This window comes from Salmonella sp. 32082101201600294FB01SM01 (assembly GCF_017572865.1).
Taxonomy (GTDB): Bacteria; Pseudomonadota; Gammaproteobacteria; order Enterobacterales; family Enterobacteriaceae; genus Salmonella; species Salmonella enterica.
Window position 1 is genome coordinate 1,346,521 of sequence record NZ_JAGESB010000001.1, and the last position, 20,773, is coordinate 1,367,293.

Annotated in this window: 17 protein-coding genes; 9 read left to right on the forward strand and 8 right to left on the reverse strand. The window is 50.6% G+C overall.

Annotated elements, in window-relative coordinates; genetic code table 11:
* Positions 1-5: 5 nt before the first annotated feature.
* The 4 genes from J4645_RS06530 (at position 6) to J4645_RS06545 (ending at position 4,227) form a co-directional block, all read left to right on the forward strand.
* A complete protein-coding gene (locus J4645_RS06530) occupies positions 6-737 on the forward strand; it encodes an amino acid ABC transporter ATP-binding protein (RefSeq protein ID WP_001185901.1) in 732 nt (243 codons plus the stop codon).
* Positions 734-1,414, forward strand: a complete 681-nt coding sequence (locus tag J4645_RS06535) for an amino acid ABC transporter permease (protein ID WP_000560165.1) — start codon at positions 734-736, stop codon at positions 1,412-1,414. Before J4645_RS06530 ends, J4645_RS06535 begins: the two co-directional genes overlap by 4 nt.
* A 136-nt stretch (positions 1,415-1,550) precedes the next feature.
* The gene (locus tag J4645_RS06540) at positions 1,551-3,101 is read left to right on the forward strand and encodes a glycosyltransferase family 39 protein (protein WP_001530166.1); all 1,551 of its coding nucleotides are present in this window, start codon (positions 1,551-1,553) and stop codon (positions 3,099-3,101) included.
* Positions 3,102-3,564: 463 nt separating this feature from the next.
* Positions 3,565-4,227, forward strand: coding sequence for a class I SAM-dependent methyltransferase (locus J4645_RS06545; RefSeq protein WP_001551832.1), 663 nt, complete (start codon positions 3,565-3,567; stop codon positions 4,225-4,227).
* 271 nt (positions 4,228-4,498) lie between these two features.
* Here the strand turns inward: J4645_RS06545 and cybB are convergent, their stop codons facing one another.
* From cybB to hrpA, 3 genes are all read right to left on the reverse strand, one after another.
* Complete coding sequence (gene cybB, locus J4645_RS06550) at positions 4,499-5,029, reverse strand: cytochrome b561 (RefSeq protein WP_000527275.1); 531 nt, start codon at positions 5,027-5,029, stop codon at positions 4,499-4,501.
* A gap of 116 nt (positions 5,030-5,145) precedes the next feature.
* On the reverse strand, positions 5,146-5,946 hold the full coding sequence (locus J4645_RS06555) for a YdcF family protein (protein WP_001098503.1): 801 nt from the start codon (positions 5,944-5,946) through the stop codon (positions 5,146-5,148).
* Between the two features lie 63 nt (positions 5,947-6,009).
* Positions 6,010-9,912, reverse strand: a complete 3,903-nt coding sequence (gene hrpA, locus J4645_RS06560) for an ATP-dependent RNA helicase HrpA (protein ID WP_024147056.1) — start codon at positions 9,910-9,912, stop codon at positions 6,010-6,012.
* 200 nt (positions 9,913-10,112) lie between these two features.
* Here hrpA and azoR point away from each other — a divergent pair, with 200 nt between their 5' ends.
* The gene (gene azoR / locus J4645_RS06565; protein WP_000048931.1) at positions 10,113-10,718 is read left to right on the forward strand and encodes an FMN-dependent NADH-azoreductase; all 606 of its coding nucleotides are present in this window, start codon (positions 10,113-10,115) and stop codon (positions 10,716-10,718) included.
* Here the strand turns inward: azoR and J4645_RS06570 are convergent.
* From J4645_RS06570 to J4645_RS06585, 4 genes are all read right to left on the reverse strand, one after another.
* A complete protein-coding gene (locus J4645_RS06570) occupies positions 10,715-11,164 on the reverse strand; it encodes a GFA family protein (RefSeq protein WP_001518898.1) in 450 nt (149 codons plus the stop codon). The two genes, azoR and J4645_RS06570, sit on opposite strands and share 4 nt — an antisense overlap.
* A 143-nt stretch (positions 11,165-11,307) precedes the next feature.
* Positions 11,308-11,631, reverse strand: coding sequence for a YdbL family protein (locus J4645_RS06575; RefSeq protein ID WP_000760345.1), 324 nt, complete (start codon positions 11,629-11,631; stop codon positions 11,308-11,310).
* 7 nt (positions 11,632-11,638) lie between these two features.
* On the reverse strand, positions 11,639-11,830 hold the full coding sequence (locus J4645_RS06580; RefSeq protein WP_000784063.1) for a YnbE family lipoprotein: 192 nt from the start codon (positions 11,828-11,830) through the stop codon (positions 11,639-11,641).
* A complete protein-coding gene (locus tag J4645_RS06585; protein ID WP_023214591.1) occupies positions 11,830-14,466 on the reverse strand; it encodes a YdbH family protein in 2,637 nt (878 codons plus the stop codon). The genes J4645_RS06580 and J4645_RS06585 overlap by 1 nt, the downstream gene beginning before the upstream one ends.
* Positions 14,467-14,732: 266 nt before the next feature.
* Here J4645_RS06585 and ldhA point away from each other — a divergent pair, with 266 nt between their 5' ends.
* Both ldhA and hslJ read left to right on the forward strand, forming a co-directional pair.
* Positions 14,733-15,722 (forward strand): D-lactate dehydrogenase, encoded by a 990-nt coding sequence (ldhA, locus tag J4645_RS06590; protein ID WP_000762206.1) that lies wholly within the window; start codon positions 14,733-14,735, stop codon positions 15,720-15,722.
* Positions 15,723-15,832: 110 nt separating this feature from the next.
* A complete protein-coding gene (gene hslJ / locus J4645_RS06595; protein ID WP_000725238.1) occupies positions 15,833-16,243 on the forward strand; it encodes a heat shock protein HslJ in 411 nt (136 codons plus the stop codon).
* A 43-nt stretch (positions 16,244-16,286) separates the two neighbouring features.
* Here the strand turns inward: hslJ and J4645_RS06600 are convergent, their stop codons facing one another.
* A complete protein-coding gene (locus J4645_RS06600) occupies positions 16,287-16,553 on the reverse strand; it encodes a DUF333 domain-containing protein (protein WP_001200680.1) in 267 nt (88 codons plus the stop codon).
* On the opposite strand from J4645_RS06600, the gene J4645_RS06605 reads away from it, so the two are divergent.
* Positions 16,457-16,768 (forward strand): hypothetical protein, encoded by a 312-nt coding sequence (locus J4645_RS06605; protein WP_031607629.1) that lies wholly within the window; start codon positions 16,457-16,459, stop codon positions 16,766-16,768. The two genes, J4645_RS06600 and J4645_RS06605, sit on opposite strands and share 97 nt — an antisense overlap.
* A 60-nt stretch (positions 16,769-16,828) precedes the next feature.
* Positions 16,829-20,353 (forward strand): pyruvate:ferredoxin (flavodoxin) oxidoreductase, encoded by a 3,525-nt coding sequence (nifJ, locus tag J4645_RS06610; RefSeq protein ID WP_023214590.1) that lies wholly within the window; start codon positions 16,829-16,831, stop codon positions 20,351-20,353.
* Positions 20,354-20,773: the final 420 nt, after the last annotated feature.

Below are 20,773 nucleotides of genomic sequence, written 5' to 3' on the forward strand. Positions count from 1 at the left end.
TACTCATGGCTTTACTGGAACTAAAAGAGATAAGTAAGGAATATTCAGGAAAAAAGGTTCTTGATACGGTTAGTCTGAAAATTCAATCGGGAGACATGAAAGTAGTCATGGGGCCATCGGGTTGTGGAAAAACGACGCTTTTACGCTGTCTGCTTCGATTAGAAGAGCCTGATTATGGTGATATTTATTTTCACGGGAGAAATATTTATGACAAGGAATTTACTATTCTTGAGTTCAGAAAAAAAGTTGGTTGTGTCTTCCAGAATTACGCTTTGTATCGCCATCTTAACGTTATGGATAACATTACCCTTGCCCTATGTAAAGTGTTTGGCATGCCGGGACAACTAGCCCGGGAGAAAGCCTTACATGAGCTACAAAAACTTGATATGGCCTCGCATAGCGCGAAATACCCTTCGCAATTATCGGGCGGCCAGCAACAGCGCGTCGCACTGGCCCGAACAATGGTCACCGACCCAGAACTCATTATTTTTGATGAGCCGACGTCTGCGCTTGATCCGCTCATGACTCGTGAAGTCGGAATGTTGATCAAGCAACTTCACGACAATGGCGTCACTATATTATGCGTCACTCATGATATTCGCCTCGCCAGATTACTAAGCGATAACGTAACGTTTCTTAATCATGGCAAGATTCGTGCAGAAGGCGCTTTTACCGATCTTGCCTTACGAGAAACGGATCCAGATATCCACTGTTTTTTTAGCGAGGCACAACGATGATCGCTGGCTGGTCTCTTTTCTTTAATGACCTGACTGAACAACTGCCACTTGTTGTGGACGGTATTAAAGAAACCTGTAAACTTGCGCTGATTGTTTCCATCACCGGTTTTTTGTGGGGAATTATTATTTTCTTTCTGAGCCTGAGCCATCGCCCCGTGGTAAAAGCCATAACTCGACTGTACATGGATTTCTTTATCGGTACGCCACTCATTCTTATTCTGTTTGTTATCTATTATGGTTTACCTCAATCTGGCATTCACCTGTCCTCTTTTACCGTGGCGGTTACAGGTTTTACCTTGAATGTCGGCGCATATAATGCCGCGTACATGACAACGGCCTATAACGCATTGAATAAGTATGAAACGGAGGCCGCAGTCGTTCAGGGGTTGAACAAACGGCAGGTCTTTTTGTGGATTATACTGCCTCAGGTGTTGCTGTCTTCCATTCCAGCCTTAACGAATCAGGTGATTAATAACCTTAAAGACAGTACCATCGTTTTTCTTATCCAATATACAGAGTTTTTCGCGCGAATTCAGGAGGTTGCTGCAACCAGCTTTAAATTCTTCCATGCTTACCTTTTTGCCGCCATAGTGTATCTTATTGGCGTTACCTTTATTGTCGGTTTGACCCGGTTTTTAGAGCATAGACTGCTTCGCCATTACGGTCAGGATTACTGAGTTGTACTGCACTATTCTGATTAATTCACCGCTGACATTATCAAAGTTATTTTTATTTAGTGTTGGTTAAGATTTTAACCTTCATTATTGCGTCAGGTGTCCATTCTGGTCTAAGTCTTACTCCATTGAGGATATTATGGCGCTACCACAACTATCAATATGGCAGCCCGGCGATGGGTTAAGAAAAATAAAGTATAAATATCATGTTTGTCTCATTGTCATATTCTCCGTCCTTATACGGTTGCTGTTTTTAACTGACCGCTACCTTTGGTGTGACGAAGCGTCCAGCGTGCTGATTAGTCGACATAGCGTAGATAATCTGCTATTCCATGCCGCTTTTGACGTGCATCCCCCGCTTTATTATCTGTTACTGCATGACTGGATCATATTATGGGGTGATAGCATTGCAGCGGTACGCTCTCTCAGTCTACTCTTTGGGATCCTGACAGTTGTGCTGGTTATCGCGCTTACGCGATGGCTGGCAAATGAGCGTACAGCCTTATTGGCTGGATGGTTTGCCGCCCTGATGCCGATGGCAGTTCATTACAGTCAAGAAACGCGCATGTACGCGTTAATGGGAATGCTAACGCTCGCTGCCGCGTTAGCATTGATGATGTGGATAAAAACACCCACCCATAATCGCTATCTTGTCGCGTATGCTTTGCTTATGACGTTCAGTTTTTACACCCATTATTTCACCCTATTTGCACTTATTGCCCACTGGATCGCAGTAACAATATTATCCTGCCAAAGCCATAAAACGGCCTGCTACCTTAAACTTCCTGGCTGGTGGTTTGCTAACCTGGCGATTGCTGTCGCTTATCTCCCCTGGTTGCCCGTATTGTTTAATTTACTGACTCATCTGGCGCAGTTGAGAGCCGGTAATGATATCGGTTGGATTCCCCCCGTAACATGGCGTGATCTGCCTGCAATGTACTGGCATTTCTTTACCGGAAACAACGGACAGGGTTTTCCGTCGATCATTCTGTGGCTGGCTGTGGGAAGTTTTATCGGTACTGTGGGGCGAATATCTTTATGCAACGGAGAATATGAAAGATATCAGCTGATATTATTTTGTAATCTGGTCATCCCTGTAATGCTGGTCTTCATCATTTCCTGGTGGATGCCGTTATTTATCGATCGTTATTTCTTCTTCTCATCGCTGAGCATTCCTCCCCTGCTCGCGGTATTACTTACCCGCGCAAAAAAAGCGGTTTGTGGCTTCGGTTTTATCTTATTCACCTTATTATTCGGCTATGGTTCATATCATAATAATCCTGAGCACATAGACGAGTTTAAACCATTGGTAAACTATATTAATACCCGTCACCAGCCTAATGATGCCGTGGTAGTCAGTAAAATGTTCGATTATTTAAGTTATGTGTATTATAATAAGCGAGATTATCGTGCGTTTCTTTATACACCACCTAACGCACACGGAACATCAGGCAGACCGAATGCCTATGGCTTTGGTTCACTGTTTTATGCGCAAGCCGACCAGACATATATTGATACTCTGACAACGCTTTCAAAAAGTCACCATCGTGTCTGGTTGATAAGCGGCGGTAACTTTAGTCAGGATTACCCCTTGCCGTCAGAATGGCAAAATATCGCAAACTTCAGAAGTGGTAGATTTCAGGTACAATTATTTGTAATACCGACTCAACAGGCGCATCAAATGCAATGATTACCGTTTTTTATCCAGTGCAGTGATAAACAGTACTGCCACTGCCAGACCGCCTAAAAGTAGGGTCCAGCCAAACGCTTCAAAAACCTCAATCATATCGCCTCCGGGTAGGTGATATTAAATCAAGATGGCTATCTCATCGTAACATTTAAAATATCAACTAAAGTGCAATAATCGCTTTATGTGTATGAATAAATATTGTTCCTCATGTATTTAATTGCATTGCTATTATCATAGGACTTAATATGTGTATATTAACGATTATTAATTATCAGCTTATAATAATATGAATGTCCAATTCATTTATCAGCTATTATTATCCTCTACCTTCTTTAAGATAGCCGCTTAATTCATAATATCGCCTTTATTCGTCGCATTAAATTACTCACTCACCTGATTAATGCTTGCCTAACGATTGCTTCGTTGTTTTAATTCCAGCGCGAAATTATTTAGTGAGAGAACAATGAAGCATACACAACAATCAGGCGCAAAAGTCTATAACCCATTCACGCTTAGCTTATATGACTGGTGGGTACTCAATATCTCAAACAAATATGCCTGGAAGTGTCCTACTGATACGCGACTACTTCCTTTCTTCCTGCATCACATGGGCGAGACTCACCTGGATATTGGCGTAGGTACAGGTTATTACCTGAAACATGCACCTGCGACTCATGCCATTTCGCTGATGGATTTAAATCCGGATAGCCTGAAAATAGCCGCCAGCCGAGTAGGTAATACGAAAATCCGCGCCACACTACAACACGATGTTTTCGACACGTTCCCGGCGGACTGGCACGGGCGCTTCGATTCCGTTTCGATGTACTATCTTCTGCACTGCTTACCTGGTGAGATGACAACAAAAGCGAAGGCAATTAAAAATGCCGGTATGGCGCTTAAACCCGGCGGCACACTTTTTGGTGCCACGATTCTGGGCAAAGAGGTTCCTCACAATGCTTTTGGCAAGAAATTGATGGCTGTTTATAACAAGAAAGGAATATTCAGTAATACCAATGATTCAGCCGATACGTTACGCAGCGTGTTGGACGAACATTTTGCTAAGGTGACTTTGGAGCAACATGGCGCCGTTGCGCTATTTTTCGCCACTACGCCACGTTCATCGTAAGTGTAGGCACTCCCGAGCGGTCGGGCAGCGCGATCATGTGGGTTTAACCCGTTGATTAAACATTGGATTACGGAATAGCAATTGCTTATTTTATTTGTCATACAAATAAGTATAATACCCGCTTCCGATGTAGACCCGTCCTCCTTCGCCTGCGTCACGGGTCCTGGTTAGACGCAGGCGTTTTCTGTATGGAATACGCCATCCCCACTGATAGATGCCTTGTTTGCCTAAAGCGGTTAACCCCGCCTGCGCCAAACGTCATACAGGACGGTTAGTCACGCTTACGCGGCATCATCCGTAACAGCGTATTGTCTTTCCAGAAATAGTGATGCATCAAAGCAGCGATGGCATGAAGTCCAATAACAAAATAGCCCAGATTCGCCAGCGTGACGTGCCAGGATTTCAGCATATCTACGCGTTCAAAGTTAGCCTCGGCGGCATGGGGCATAGTAATGCCAAATGCGACCCAGGGATTGCCGCGGTTATACATCATGACCAGACCAATAACAGGCAGCACGATAAATAACAGGTAAATCACCAGATGTCCTAAATGCGCCATTCCGGTCATCATCGGTTTTGGACGAGGAACAATGGGCGGCGTGGGATATTTCAGCCGAATAAACAAGCGTGCCACCATTAAAAGCAAAATAGTGATACCACATGAAACGTGCGTCATATTAAACCAGGGCCGATAACTACGCGGCGCAAAACCGCGTAGCTCCATCGCGGCGTAAGCCACAATAACCAGAAAAAAGACTAACCAGTGAATACCAATTTGCAGGCCGGAATACTTATTGCCCATAGCGCGTCCTGAATGAAAACCGTAAAGCGACAACATAACCAGCTTTTATAAATAATTCATCAAATTTATGAGATGGTGGTCGCACTTGCCCGTTCACCCTCGCAAACGGGCGATTTTTAGCGTAAAGCTCTCTGTTCTAACGCACTGCGCAGCGTAGTATCTGCCTGCAATACCTGCCATGCGTTTTCAATATCACGTGGGATATCAACGTGAATGATAAAATCTTTACCACGCGGTCCATACCCTGTTTCATCGTCACGCAAACGTGGCAGTTCGCCGGCAATCAGAGACAGATAACGCTCCACCGTCCAGATGCCCTCTTCAACATTGGCAAAACGTGTACCGTCATTAAGGTGGCGCAGTACCGGAACAAAGCCAGGAAAACTCAGCCAGCGTGGCGCATCGGTGTCGTCGTTTGTCACGCGCCGAAACGCCGCGATAGTGCGCCGCTGCATGGTGGGGTCTTGCACAACAATAGCCGTGTTAATGTTTTCTTTCGCCTGACGGATCAGTGCGCAGGAGAAACGGGCATTTTCGCCGCAATTAGTTGACCGATCTTCCAGCCAAATTTTCTCAGCCGGAATATGCCAGAACTGGTTCGCGATATCCGCGAGGATCGCGGCTTCAGCGCGTCCGGTTGTGCGAATAGTGTGGTAGCGCGGATGCCGGGCAATCACGGCGTACAAAAACGGCGTTGAATGACCTATACCGCCGCTAATCAGTAAAGGAACGCCTTGCGCTTTGGCGATGCGACAGGCCGCGTCGATAGTGGGGATCACCGCATTGCCCGCCAGGACGACGCAATCCGACGAATAAGGTTGTTCGCCGGAAAAATCATTTTGCGCCAGCCACTGTCCGACGGTATTCACCGCCAGCAATGTTTCCGCAGAGAGCGCCGGAAATGGCGTTGTATTCATAATTCCTCCTTTTTGTTCCGAACTTGTACCGGATCTCTTTGAAAGACGTCGTCGCCTGGCTTTTTAGGCCGTAATCTGATCCATGGCCTGTAAAATACGCTTATCGGAAATAGGATAAGGCGTACCGAGCTGTTGGGCGAAATAACTGACACGCAGTTCTTCAATCATCCAACGGATCTCTTTAACATCATCATCTTCGCGACGCGCTGGAGGCAATTTATTTATCCATTGTTGCCACGCCTGCTGGACGCTTTCGACTTTCAGCATTTGCGCCCGATCGCGGTGCGGATCGACAGCCAGTTTCTCCAGCCGCTTTTCAATTGCCTGCAGATAACGCAGCGTATCGCCGAGACGTTTAAAGCCGTTGCCAGTCACAAAACCACGGTATACCAGACCGCTCATCTGCGCCTTGATATCGGAAAGCCCCAACGCCATGCTCATATCCACCCGCCCTTTCAGACGCTTATTGATATTGAATACGGTCGTCAGGATGCGCTCAACCTGCTTCGCGATATCCACCACAGTATCATTCAGCTCGGCGCGAACCTTTTCGTGCAGCGCGGTGAAACCTGCTTCGCTCCACACCGGTCCGCCGTTGGCATCTATCAGCTTATCTACCCCGCAGGCGATACAGTCATCAATCAACTCCAGTACTTTGCCGTACGGGTTAAAGTACAGCCCCAGCTTGGCTTTATTCGGCAATTTCTCATGCAGATACTTAATCGGTGAAGGAATATTGAGCAACAGCAGACGGCGTAAACCGCACCACATCGCCTGTTGTTGTTCCAGCGGATTATCAAACAATTTGATAGCGACGCTGTCACGCTCATCCACTAACGCCGGCCACGCCTTCACTTTATAATTACCGCGTTTCTGTTCGTAGCTTTCCGGCAGCTCGCCGAAACTCCAGATATGCAGCCCGCTCTGCTCGATGCCGTCATCCGCCACCGCCGAGAGCGTCTCCTGCACTTTGCCTTTCAGCGCATTTTTAAGCTCGGCGAGCGAACGCCCTTCCTGCAGTTTCTTGTTTTTGTCATTCACCACGCGAAACGTGATTTTCAGATGCTCGGGCACCTGATCCCAATGCCAGTTTTCCCGGTCGACCGTGACGCCGGTCATCCGGCGCAGTTCACGCTCCAGAGCGTCCAGCAGCGGCAGCTCCAGCGGCGTTACGCGACCTAAAAACGCTTCAGCATAGTTTGGAGCCGGAACAAAGTTGCGACGTACCGGTTTTGGCAACGATTTAATCAGCGCAATCACTAATTCACGGCGCAACCCTGGGATCTGCCATTCAAAACCGCTCTCATCAACCTGGTTAAGTAGCGGCAACGGAATATGGACGGTCACGCCGTCAGCATCCGCGCCCGGTTCAAATTGATAGCTCAAACGCAGCTTGAGATTGCCCTGGTGCCAGAAATTCGGGTAATCCAGTTTGCTGATTTTTTCCGCGCCTTCTTTAATCAGCATACTTTTTTCAAAGTTGAGCAGATCCGGCGTCTCGCGGCTGATTTTTTTCCACCAACTATCAAAGTGGCGGGCGGAAATAACGTCATGGCTAATACGCTGGTCATAAAACTCAAACAGGGTATCGTCATCCACCAGGATATCGCGGCGGCGAGATTTGTGCTCAAGTTCCTCGACTTCCGCACGCAATTTTAGATTCTCACGGAAGAAGGCATGACGGGTTTGCCAGTCCCCCTCCACCAGCGCATGGCGGATGAACAACTCGCGACACAACGCCGGGTCAATCTGGCTGTAATTCACCTTGCGCGCGGCGACAATCGGCAGACCGTAGACAGTAACCTTTTCCGTCGCCATCACCGCGCCTTGCGCCCGCTCCCAGTGCGGTTCGCTATATGAACGTTTAATCAGGTGCTGGGCTACCGGTTCCACCCATTCTGGCTCAATGCGGGCAGCGATGCGCCCCCACAAACGGCTGGTCTCCACCAGTTCTGCGACCATTGTCCATTTCGGCGGTTTTTTGAATAAACCGGATCCGGGGAAAATAGAGAATCGGGCGTTACGCGCGCCGGTGTACTCTTGTTTATCGGCATCTTTCATCCCGATATGCGACAACAGCCCCGTTAACAACGCAACGTGAATTTCCCGGTACTCTGCGGGTTCGCTGTTTACCGGAATCCCCAGTTCTTTTACCACCTGACGCAGTTGGGTATAGATATCCTGCCACTCACGCACGCGTAAATAGTTCAGATAGTCGGTGCGACACAGACGGCGGAATTGATTCGACGACAGGGCCTTTTGTTGCTCGCCGAGGTAATTCCACAGGTTAACAAACGCCAGAAAATCGGACTCCTTATCATGGAAGCGCCGGTGTTTCTCATCGGAAGCCTGCTGCTTGTCCACTGGGCGCTCGCGCGGATCCTGAATAGAGAGTGCGGAAGTAATGATCATCGCTTCGCGCACACAGCCATGCTTTTGCGCTTCCAGAACCATACGCGCCAGGCGCGGGTCGACCGGCAGCTGGGATAATTGTCGGCCCAGCGGCGTCAGCTTATATGCCGTTTGCTGTTCGTCGGCGGTAATCGCCCCCAGCTCTTCCAACAAACGCACGCCATCCTGAATATTGCGCTTATCCGGCGCTTCGACAAACGGGAAGGCAGCGATGTCACCCAGCCCCAGGGCGGTCATCTGCAAAATAACCGACGCCAGGTTGGTACGTAGAATTTCCGGGTCGGTAAATTCCGGACGTGACAAAAAGTCATCTTCCGAATACAGACGAATGCAGATCCCTTCCGATACGCGTCCGCAACGCCCTTTACGCTGGTTGGCGGAAGCCTGTGAGATCGGTTCAATCGGCAGGCGCTGCACTTTAGTGCGGTAGCTGTAGCGGCTGATGCGCGCAGTGCCAGGATCGATCACATACTTGATACCCGGCACCGTCAGCGAGGTTTCCGCCACGTTAGTCGCCAGCACGATACGGCGTCCGCTGTGCGACTGGAAAACGCGGTTCTGTTCGCTGTTCGACAAGCGTGCATACAGCGGCAACACTTCGGTATGCCGTAAGTTCAGCTTGTTCAGGGCGTCGGCGGTATCGCGGATTTCCCGCTCTCCGCTCATAAAAATCAGAATATCGCCGGGACTTTCACGCCCCAGTTCATCAACAGCGTCGAAAATTGCCTGTAGCTGATCGCGTTCAGTGTCGTCAGCCTCTTCCACGATAGGGCGATAACGAACTTCTACGGGATACGTTCGGCCAGAGACTTCGATAATCGGCGCGTTATTAAAGTGGCGCGAGAAACGTTCCGGGTCGATGGTCGCAGAGGTAATAATCACTTTCAGATCGGGGCGACGCGGCAGAAGCTCTTTCAGATAGCCGAGCAAGAAGTCAATATTCAGGCTGCGTTCATGCGCTTCATCAATAATGATGGTGTCATACTGCATCAATAGCCTGTCCTGCTGGATTTCCGCCAGCAGGATACCGTCCGTCATCAGTTTGACCATGGTGTTGCTACTGACATGATCGCTGAAACGAACTTTATAGCCGATGCAGCCGCCTGGCTCCGTTTGCAACTCTTCGGCAATGCGGTTAGCGACGGTGCGCGCCGCCAGGCGACGCGGCTGAGTATGTCCAATAAGTCCTTTAATTCCGCGTCCCAGCTCCATACAAATTTTCGGCAACTGGGTGGTTTTACCGGAACCGGTTTCCCCTGCCACGATCACCACCTGATGATCGCGGATCGCTTCCAGAATGTCCTGTTTTTTCTGGCTAACAGGTAAATTTTGCGGATAAGTGATTGAGGGGCGCGCCGCTTCGCGTAGAGCGACCTGCGCCGCAGCCTGTTCAATTTCTTTCGCCATCGTCTGGAAAATAGCCTGTTGCGCATCAGGATTTTTTACTTTCTTTACGCCATGCAGGCGGCGAGCAAAGCGCTGTTTGTCGCGCAGCATCAGTGCATCCAGCCGCTGCTGTAACACCTGAAGCGTCAACGTAGATTGTTCAGTCATAAAGCTCTTGGGCAGCATTCTGCCTGTTTAAAATCGTTTTAAATGATAGGTATAGAGTACCACATTGGGGCTTTTTTTGTGTTGTTCAATAATTTCGAACAAAGGGTTCGATATATTGCGCTATCCCTGCGACATATTTGTGAATAAAGTGTCAACAAGCAACGGGGCACGCCCCTTCAAACACATAAAAGGAAACACCCATGAGCAAGGTATTAGTTCTTAAATCCAGTATTCTGGCAGGGTACTCTCAGTCTGGTCAGTTGACTGACTATTTTATTGAACAATGGCGCGAAAAACACGTCGCAGATGAAATTACTGTCCGCGATCTGGCGGCCAACCCTGTTCCGGTGCTGGATGGCGAGCTGGTGGGCGCGATGCGTCCGGGCGATGCGCCTTTAACGCCACGTCAGCAGGAGGCTCTGGCGCTGTCTGATGAACTCATTGCTGAACTGAAAGCCCACGACGTCATCGTTATTGCGGCACCGATGTACAATTTCAATATCCCGACGCAGCTGAAAAACTACTTTGATCTGATTGCCCGCGCCGGTATCACTTTCCGCTATACCGAAAAAGGCCCGGAAGGTCTGGTAACCGGTAAACGCGCGGTGGTTCTCTCCAGTCGCGGCGGTATCCATAAAGACACCCCGACGGATTTGATTGCGCCTTACCTGAAAGTGTTCCTTGGTTTTATCGGTATTACCGACGTGAATTTTGTCTTTGCCGAAGGCATCGCCTACGGGCCGGAAGTGGCGGCTAAAGCTCAGGCCGATGCAAAAGCTGCGATTGACAGCGTAGTGGCCGCTTAAATATTTTTGCCTCCCGTTTCGACGGGAGGTGACTTCTTCGGTTCGTAGCGCAAATATCCTACCACGCCGCTACTGCCGCCATCGCTGGGATGCGTTACCCCATCATTGACTTCAACGCAGGCGAAATCAAAAGGCGACACATTTTCGATGCACGCCACATTGACCCCATATTGATCGGGATTGGATCGGCGCTGATGAAAAGTATATATCCCGCATACCGAACAGAAAAAATGCACCGCCTTGCCCGTATTGAAGCGATATTCGGTAAGCTTATCCTGCCCTTTTAGCACTTTAATACCCGATAGCGGCGCAGACACTGCCACCGCTCCGCGCATCCGGCAAAACGAACAGTTGCAGCGCCTGGCGGTATGAAAGCCATCGCTAAGTTGAACGGTAAACACGACGCTGCCACAATGGCAGGCAGCAGATAATTTTTCAGACGTCATACCTGGTTACTCTCGCGAATAGTGATACCAGTCAACAGTATAGAAATGGCGTTTCCGGTTCGCCTAATATAAATACGACCTTCATATTCAGAAATTACCAATATAAAAATGCATTTTGCGGTAAAAAAATTGTCGGAAAGCGGTTATTTACGCATCCATTTGCCATTAATTCCCTGGACATATTCTCCCGGCCTGGCACGCTCAACCAGTTTTTGCCCTGCCATCTTCGCCACCTCGTCCACGGGAAGATGATTGCTATCCGCTAACTGCTGATAACTGGCGCGGCGGGCATGATTGATATCAAGCACCAGCTTCTGGGTTTCGGCATCATTCTTTAAGGCCACCAGATAGCCATTCAGCGTTTCCCCGACCCGGCCCTGCGTGCGCGCTTCGTCCAGGGTTAAGGCCCACACAGAAGGTGTGAGCAAGCTCAGCGTCAGCACCCATAGTATTAAATACTTTTTCATTATGGCCTCAGAATAGATCGCTGCGTGATTTCAGGAGTTCTTCAACGTCTTTATCGACTTTGATATGTATTTCATGCTCGATCTTTACATTCATGTTGATGGTAATCGGCTGTTCCGGCGCGGCGACTTCAATACGTGGCGTGCACCCCACCACGATAAATGACGCAAGCGCTGACAGCATGGCAATACTCATTTTCATTATTTATCCTCACAGTCCTTGTCTTTCCGGCAAGGAGGTTGCGGCAACGCTGTATTTTGTTCAAGCCATGCCTGTAAATTGTCGCCAAAACGCAAACTGCGCCACAGCGTAAACACATTTTCTTCATGGGTATAGTTCAAGTTAACGATCGCGTTTTTACCATCTACCCGGCTTTTGCCGGTAATAGCCGCCTGCATCGTTAGTACGCCCAGGTTATCAACGTTAATTTTCGTCCACGAATGCGTAATCTCCATATAACGTAGCCAGTTAATCGCCGAGCCTGCCGTGACATTATCCTTCACCACCGCATCCGCAGTATCTTTATCGATGCGCAACGTCATTGGCCCGGGATTCGTAAGCCAGCCATCTTTGATTATCCATTTTTCATTGTTCAGCCACAGCGGCAGCGCGCCGCTAACCGGACCAGACATGGCGAATTGCTTTGGATTTATGGCGCTAATCAATTCGCTGGATGAAATATTTTGCACCCGCAAAAGCGCCGGGTCGTGCTGCGGCATTCGCAACTGTTTCATAATGATTTGACCGCCCAGCACGTCTACGCTGACATCGCTTAGCAGTAATGGATTCGACTCGCTCCAGGGATAACCGCCCTGTAAATCAGCAGTGATATTTTTCGCCGTGACCTGGTTGACTATCCCGGCAATACGCAGCGAGACGGGCCCGCGCGTCCCCAATTGCCACGCGCCGTTGTGGAAGCGAAATGGCAGAATGAAATCGACGCCGTTGATTTTGTTATCCGGCATCCAGGCGCTACCGCCTTTTAACACGCCGTGTCCACCTGCTTCAAACCCCTGCCCCTGTGCGGCGGAAAAAGCCACCTGCGCATACAGTGAGCCTTCGCGCAGCGTCATTTTCCAGTCTGGTGGAAGCAACGGCTGGAAAACGATAAGCGACTGCTTCGGCCACCAGGCCTGTCCGCGAAGGCGTTCGCCATCCCAGCGCCCATTCAGCCGTACCGGCCCTATCGCCCCCGCCCGAAGGTCGCCTTTAAACTGGAACAGGGTTGGCTCGCGCCCTTCAACGCTAAAATTAATGGTAGAAGGCGGCAGCACGCTCCCGCTGGTAAATACGGTTTTTCCCGCCTCCAGAGACAGCGCGCCCTGTAGCGACGGCGTTGTGGCGTCGCGAACCCAGACAATAGGTTTATTCAGCGCCAGTCTTGGCGATGTGACGGTCATTGCGCCATAGTGCAACTGATCAAAGCCGGTGGACAAACTGGTCAACCTGATGGTGTTATCATGCCATTCGCCCTGTCCGGCAATATCCCAGCGGGCGCGCATTGGTGTAAAGCTTCCTTGCCCCCAATAGCGCCAACGCCAGCGACCAGCATCAGGGAGAAAATCATTCGCCAGGCCATCAAGATGAAGAACGAAATCGCCCATCTCATTTTCGTGCGCCCGTAAAATAGCCTGTAATCGACCATCAACGCCGCGCGGCGTCACCTTAACGCCCGCCAGCGGCCAACGAATTTCATCAATATCTAACGCATCAATCACCCGTCCGCGCGAGCGTAGCAATGCGCCAGGTGCAAAGGTGAGCTGCGGATCGGCCAGACTGCCGCGGAACATAGCGGGCAATACGGCATAAAAGATTAAATCCTTCTGTTTAGCCTCGCCGGTAAGCTGTAGAGGCATCTCACTGCTATCCATGCTGAGTTTTCCCGGGCCGATAGTCAGTACAGCGTTCGCTTTACCGGCATCGCCCTGGGTCAGAATATTCAGGCGTCCGCTGACTCGCGCATTATCCGGCCCGGCTTGCCAGTTATCGATATTAAAAGCCAGACGTCCGCTCAAGGGGAATCCCTGATATGGCCAGTTCCAGCGGCCATCGCTGATGGTAAGCCGCTGACGCGTTACCGCCCAGGGGAGATCGAGAATCGGGTCAGGATTACCTCGCGCCATCACGATGAGCTGTCCGGCGTTATCACGCCACTCCAGTTCCGCATCCACCAGCGACGGTTCCTGCGGCAGACGCAAGGTCGCTGCCGCATGACCGCTGACCGGCAGGCCATCCGGTACCAGCGGCAACATAAACTCCCCCGCCAGGCTAACGGGAGGCTGGTTGGCCAGCGCGGCGATCTCCAGTTGGCTCACCGTCAATGCCTGACCGCGTAACTGCCCTTGAAATTTTACTTTTTCGCCCTGATAACGTATCTGCTGAATGAGCGGCGTCATGGAGATCGCCAGCTTGCCCTGCCATTCCGGCCAGGGCGCGAGAATGACATTATCAATGTTAATCCAGGTATTGGGCAGCATTGACTGCCACTGCGCCAGCGTACGCGGCGCGGCGGGAGAAGCTTCCGAAGCGGGCAGTTTCGCCAGGCACGCGGCATCCAGTTTAAGGCTTTTAATATTCAGCAACCAACGGCTGGGATGCGTCAGTTCCGCCTGGGTAATATGCGCTAACGAACAATCATTGACCAGATAGCGAAGATCGGGAATCACTAACCCATGACGTGTCAAGCGTGGACTTTGTTCCAGAGCGATACGGGTACCGACGGGTAGCCAAATTCCCGCCAGAGTGGGAACCCACAGCCCGAGGGTCATCAGTAGCGTCAGAGGGACAAGAATCAGCAGTAACAGTAGCGCAAGGGCGGCTTTATATTTACCCTTCATGGGCCATTAATTTCCTGATTTAACGAAAAATTCAGTCGGCTATCTCTTTATTTTGGCATGATTGCCCGTACATAGCCTAATAGTTCATGTTGCAAGCGGGTGATGCGTTATGCATGTTGCAGGGGCGCCCTCCGGCTATTTGAGGCGTTGTGGAGAATGATAACCTAAAATTATTCATTATATGTATGACTATCAATTATTTTTGATTTTTTGTAAGATAATTTTAAGTATATTTGTGTGATTCTAACATCACTGGAGAAGGTCATATGAAACTCGCCGTCTATAGTACCAAACAGTATGACAAGAAATATCTACAGCAAGTGAACGAAGCGTTCGGTTTTGAACTGGAGTTTTTTGATTTTCTGCTGACCGAGAAAACGGCGAAAACCGCCAATGGATGTGAGGCAGTTTGTATCTTCGTGAATGACGACGGGAGCCGACCGGTACTGGAAGAGCTGAAAAAACACGGCGTGAAATACATCGCGCTGCGTTGCGCCGGATTTAATAATGTCGACCTGGATGCCGCTAAAGAGCTCGGTTTGCAGGTGGTCCGCGTGCCGGCTTATTCTCCGGAAGCCGTCGCTGAACATGCGATTGGCATGATGATGACATTGAACCGCCGTATTCACCGCGCTTATCAACGCACCCGCGACGCTAACTTTTCCCTTGAGGGACTGACCGGCTTTACCATGCACGGAAAAACCGCTGGCGTCATTGGTACCGGTAAAATCGGCGTCGCCGCGCTGCGTATCCTGAAAGGCTTCGGAATGCGTTTACTGGCGTTTGATCCCTATCCCAGCACCGCCGCGCTTGACCTCGGCGTCGAGTATGTGGATCTGCAAACGTTGTTTGCCGAATCGGATGTCATTTCCCTGCACTGCCCGCTCACGCCGGAAAACTACCATTTACTGAACCATGCGGCATTCGACCAAATGAAAAATGGCGTTATGGTCATTAATACCAGTCGTGGCGCGCTGATTGATTCCCAGGCGGCTATCGAAGCTCTGAAGAATCAGAAAATCGGCTCGCTGGGGATGGATGTGTATGAAAACGAACGCGACCTGTTCTTTGAAGATAAGTCAAACGATGTTATCCAGGATGATGTTTTCCGCCGTCTGTCGGCCTGCCATAACGTACTGTTTACGGGGCACCAGGCATTCCTGACCGCAGAAGCGCTGATCAGCATCTCTGAAACCACGCTACAAAACTTAAGCCAGCTTGAGAAGGGCGAAGCCTGCCCGAACGCGCTGTTCTAATCCTGTCGCTCCCCTGCGCTCAGGGGAGCATTTTCGGATAACCCCTGAAGATCTATCCGGTCATATTATTACTATAGTCAGTGTTAACTATCAGATTACAGAGAATATCAATGAAGAAAATCGTCACGCTGGTCGCCCTGAGCATCATAATCACAGGGTGCGTGAGCAGTGGAAAAGTGTCCGTCAAACGCGAGCAACTGGAGCACCACCGCTTTGTTCTGGAAAGCGTAAACGGTAAAACGGTCACCGGCCCGGAGCTCAGCTTTGGCGAGGACATGACGGTATCTGGCAAAATGTGCAATCAATTCACCGGCGAAGGAAAACTGTCGGACGGCGAATTAAAAGTGAAAAATTTAGCGATGACCCGAATGATGTGCGCCGATCCGCAGCTTAATGCGCTGGACGGTACCCTCAGCGAGCTCTTCAGCAAAGGCGCACAGGTCGATTTAACCGCGAACCAATTAACGCTGGCGACGGCAGAAACAACGCTAATGTATAAACTGGCAGATTTAGCGCACTAAGCCATTAAGTGAAAAGTTATACGCGTCAGGCGAAACGCCGCGCTTAATAACTCCCGCAGCTTCCGGCGGCAAGCGACTGTTCGCTACAACGTTTGCCGTTGGGGAGCGCGCACATACCAATTACTGAACCATCAAGCTGCCGGGCCGCTGAAAGCGAACCGCCAATCATAGCGCAATTCGCTTCGCCGGCGCTGGACATCGCCGCTTTCATCCCTGGCGAAACATGCGCCGCGGTTGCCTGTTGAACAGGTTCGCTACTGCAAGCCGACAATAATAACGCGGCACATCCCACCCAAAACGCTGCGCGCATTTCTCTCCCCTCTGTTTATTCATCCAAACGACACCGCCCTAAATAATAGGCAGCAGAAACTGACGCGTCGAGAGGCAAAGCGCGCATTTATGCGCTTCATTAACATTTATTGGCAATTTTTTACGTCTTTTCGGCAAGAAATCGCCATTCTCCTCCCGCCAGGGACACAAAAGCGAAAATGGGGCTTGAAGGGCTTTGCTAAAATAAAAGGATAACTACAGGATGCGCTCACGATTATGCGTGTCCCTCTTTTTTGCGCAATGTAAGGGTGTCATATGCAAACAATTGACGGTAATGGCGCGGTAGCGTCGGTGGCGTTCCGTACCAGCGAGGTTATCGCCATTTACCCGATTACGCCCAGTTCAACAATGGCTGAACAAGCGGATGCCTGGGCCGGTAATGGGCTTAAAAATGTCTGGGGCGATACGCCGCGTGTGGTAGAGATGCAGTCGGAAGGCGGCGCGATCGCCGCCGTTCACGGTGCGTTACAAACCGGTTCGCTTTCCACGTCATTTACATCATCGCAGGGGCTGCTGCTGATGATTCCAACGCTGTATAAACTGGCGGGGCAGCTCACGCCGTTTGTACTGCACGTTGCCGCGCGCACCGTCGCCACACACGCGCTTTCTATTTTTGGCGACCATTCCGATGTGATGGCGGTCCGCCAGACAGGCTGCGCGATGTTATGCGCCGCCAGCGTTCAGGAAGCGCAGGATTTTGCGCTGATCGCGCACAGGGCTACGCTGAAAAGCCGCGTTCCGTTTATTCATTTTTTTGATGGCTTCCGTACATCGCATGAAATCAACAAAATTATACCGCTAACGGATGAAACCATTCTGAACCTGATGCCGCAGGCGGAGATCGACGCTCACCGCGCCCGCGCGCTGAATCCGGAACATCCGGTGATTCGTGGAACTTCAGCGAATCCGGACACCTACTTCCAGTCTCGCGAAGCGACCAACCCGTGGTACAACGCCGTTTATGATCATGTTGAAGAGGCGATGAAGGCATTTGGCGACGCTACGGGCCGTCAGTACCAGCCATTTGAATATTATGGCCATCCCCAGGCTGAACGCGTCATCATTATGATGGGCTCCGCCCTCGGCACCTGCGAAGAGGTCGTGGACGAGCTACTGATACGCGGAGAAAAGGTCGGCGTTCTGAAAGTCCGTCTGTTCCGCCCCTTCTCCGCCAAACATTTGTTACAGGCATTACCGGAAACCGTTCGCGCTATCGCCGTGCTGGATCGCACCAAAGAGCCTGGCGCGCAGGCCGAGCCGCTTTATCTGGACGTGATGACCGCACTGGCGGAAGCCTTTAATAATGGCGAGCGCGAAACGTTGCCGCGCACCATTGGCGGCCGTTATGGGCTATCATCCAAAGAGTTCGGCCCGGCGTGCGTACTGGCGGTCTTTAATGAACTCAGCCGCGCGAAACCCAAACCACGGTTTACAGTGGGCATTTATGATGACGTCACTAATCTCTCGCTGCCATTACCGGAAAATACTCTGCCCGGCAGCGCTAAACTTGAAGCGTTATTTTACGGTCTGGGAAGCGACGGCAGCGTATCCGCCACGAAAAATAATATTAAAATTATCGGTAATTCTACGCCGTGGTATGCGCAAGGTTATTTCGTTTATGACTCTAAAAAAGCTGGCGGGCTCACGGTATCGCACCTGCGCGTCAGCGAAAAACCCATTCGTTCCGCTTACTTAATTGCTCAGGCGGATTTTGTCGGCTGCCATCAATTACAGTTTATCGATAAATATCAGATGGCGGAGCGTCTGAAGCCCGGCGGTATCTTTCTGCTTAATACGCCGTACAGCGCCGACGAGGTCTGGTCGCGTCTGCCGCAAGAAGTTCAGGCGGTGTTGAATCAGAAAAAGGCGCGTTTTTACGTGGTTAACGCGGCGAAAATCGCCCGCGAATGTGGACTTGGCGCCCGCATCAATACCGTCATGCAAATGGCTTTCTTCCACCTGACGCATATTCTTCCGGGCGATAGCGCCCTGGTTGAGCTGCAGGGCGCGATTGCCAAAAGCTATAGCAGCAAGGGTCAGGATCTGGTTGAGCGTAACTGGCAGGCATTGGCGCTGGCGCAGGCATCGCTGGCGGAAGTGCCGTTGCAGGCGGTTAATCCGCACAGCGCGCATCGCCCGCCGGTCGTCTCCGACGCCGCGCCGGATTTCGTGAAAACCGTTACCGCCGCCATGTTGGCGGGCCTCGGCGACGCACTGCCTGTTTCCGCCCTGCCGCCGGACGGAACATGGCCAATGGGCACCACCCGCTGGGAAAAGCGCAATATCGCCGAAGAGATTCCTGTCTGGAAAGAGGAACTGTGTACACAATGTAATCACTGCGTCGCCGCCTGCCCTCACTCGGCGATTCGTGCGAAAGTCGTTTCCCCGCAGGCGATGGAGAACGCGCCAGCCAGTCTGCATTCGCTGGACGTGAAGTCCCGCGATATGCGCGGCCAGAAATATGTGCTGCAGGTCGCGCCGGAAGACTGTACTGGCTGTAATTTATGCGTAGAGGTCTGCCCGGCTAAAGATCGGCAAAATCCACAGATCAAGGCGATTAACATGATGTCACGCCTTGAGCATGTGGAAGAAGAGAAAGTGAATTATGACTTTTTCCTCGACTTGCCGGAAATCGATCGCAGCAAACTGGAACGAATTGATATCCGCACATCGCAGCTTATTACGCCGCTGTTTGAATATTCCGGCGCCTGTTCCGGCTGCGGTGAAACGCCGTATATTAAACTGCTGACTCAGTTATATGGCGACAGAATGTTAATCGCTAACGCCACGGGGTGTTCCTCTATTTACGGCGGTAATTTGCCCTCAACGCCTTATACCACCGATGCCAACGGACGCGGCCCGGCATGGGCGAATTCGTTATTTGAAGATAACGCGGAATTTGGTCTCGGTTTCCGTCTGAGCGTGGATCAGCACCGGGCGCGCGTCATGCGTTTACTGGCGCAATTCGCCGATCGCATTCCGGCGGAATTAAACGATGCTCTGCATACCGAAGCAACGCCTGACGTTCGGCGTGAACAGGTCGCCGCATTACGCCAACATCTGAAATCGGTTGCGGGCGCAGAGGAACTGTTAAAGGATGCTGATGCGCTGGTAGAAAAATCAATCTGGCTGATTGGCGGCGATGGTTGGGCATACGACATCGGCTTTGGCGGTTTAGACCATGTGTTAAGCCTGACGGAGAATGTCAATATTCTGGTTCTGGATACGCAGTGTTATTCCAATACTGGCGGCCAGGCGTCGAAGGCGACGCCGCTTGGCGCCGTCACTAAATTTGGCGAACATGGCAAGCGTAAAGCCCGTAAAGATCTTGGCGTCAGCATGATGATGTATGGTCATGTTTATGTCGCGCAAATTTCGCTGGGCGCGCAGTTAAACCAGACGGTGAAAGCCATCCAGGAAGCCGAAGCCTGGCCAGGACCGTCGCTGATCATTGCCTATAGCCCCTGTGAGGAACATGGTTACGATCTGGCGCTAAGCCATGACCAGATGCGTCAGTTAACGGCGACCGGTTTCTGGCCGTTATACCGCTTTGATCCCCGCCGTGCGGATGAAGGCAAGCCGCCGCTGGCTCTGGACTCTCGGCCACCGTCAGATGCGCTTGCGGAAACGTTGCTTAATGAACAGCGTTTCCGTCGCCTGAATGCGCAACAGCCTGAAGTAGCTGAACAGTTATGGCGAGATGCCGCATTGGATTTGCAAAAACGCTATGATTTTCTTGCCTTGCTGGCAGGAAAAGCGGAAAAACCCGGCGCAGATTAAAAAATATTCTAAGGATTAACCTGGAAACAAAAAAAGCCCGAACATCCGTTCGGGCTTGTCAATTTATACGCTGGAAAGCAAAGGTTAACGCAATGGCCCAGCGACAAAATGAATATGTGACAATAAAGGCATATAACAGGCGTAGAATATCGTAACCGAATGATATTGTATAATTTTTATTTCGTATAATACCCCCAAAAGCATTCGTATAAATTATATCTATTTCACTGCGAATTATTTCATTAATTATTGAATTAAACGGTAACATCTCTTTTTAGGTCTTTCCTGACAAGGCAGAAATAACGTTTTAACGTCAACTCGCTGATTATTTACGTGGAATACGCGTAATATTACGTCGCCCTCCCCTGTAGGTAGTCCCCGCAGAGTATCGTGGAGCAGCACCTAAAATGTGACGTATGT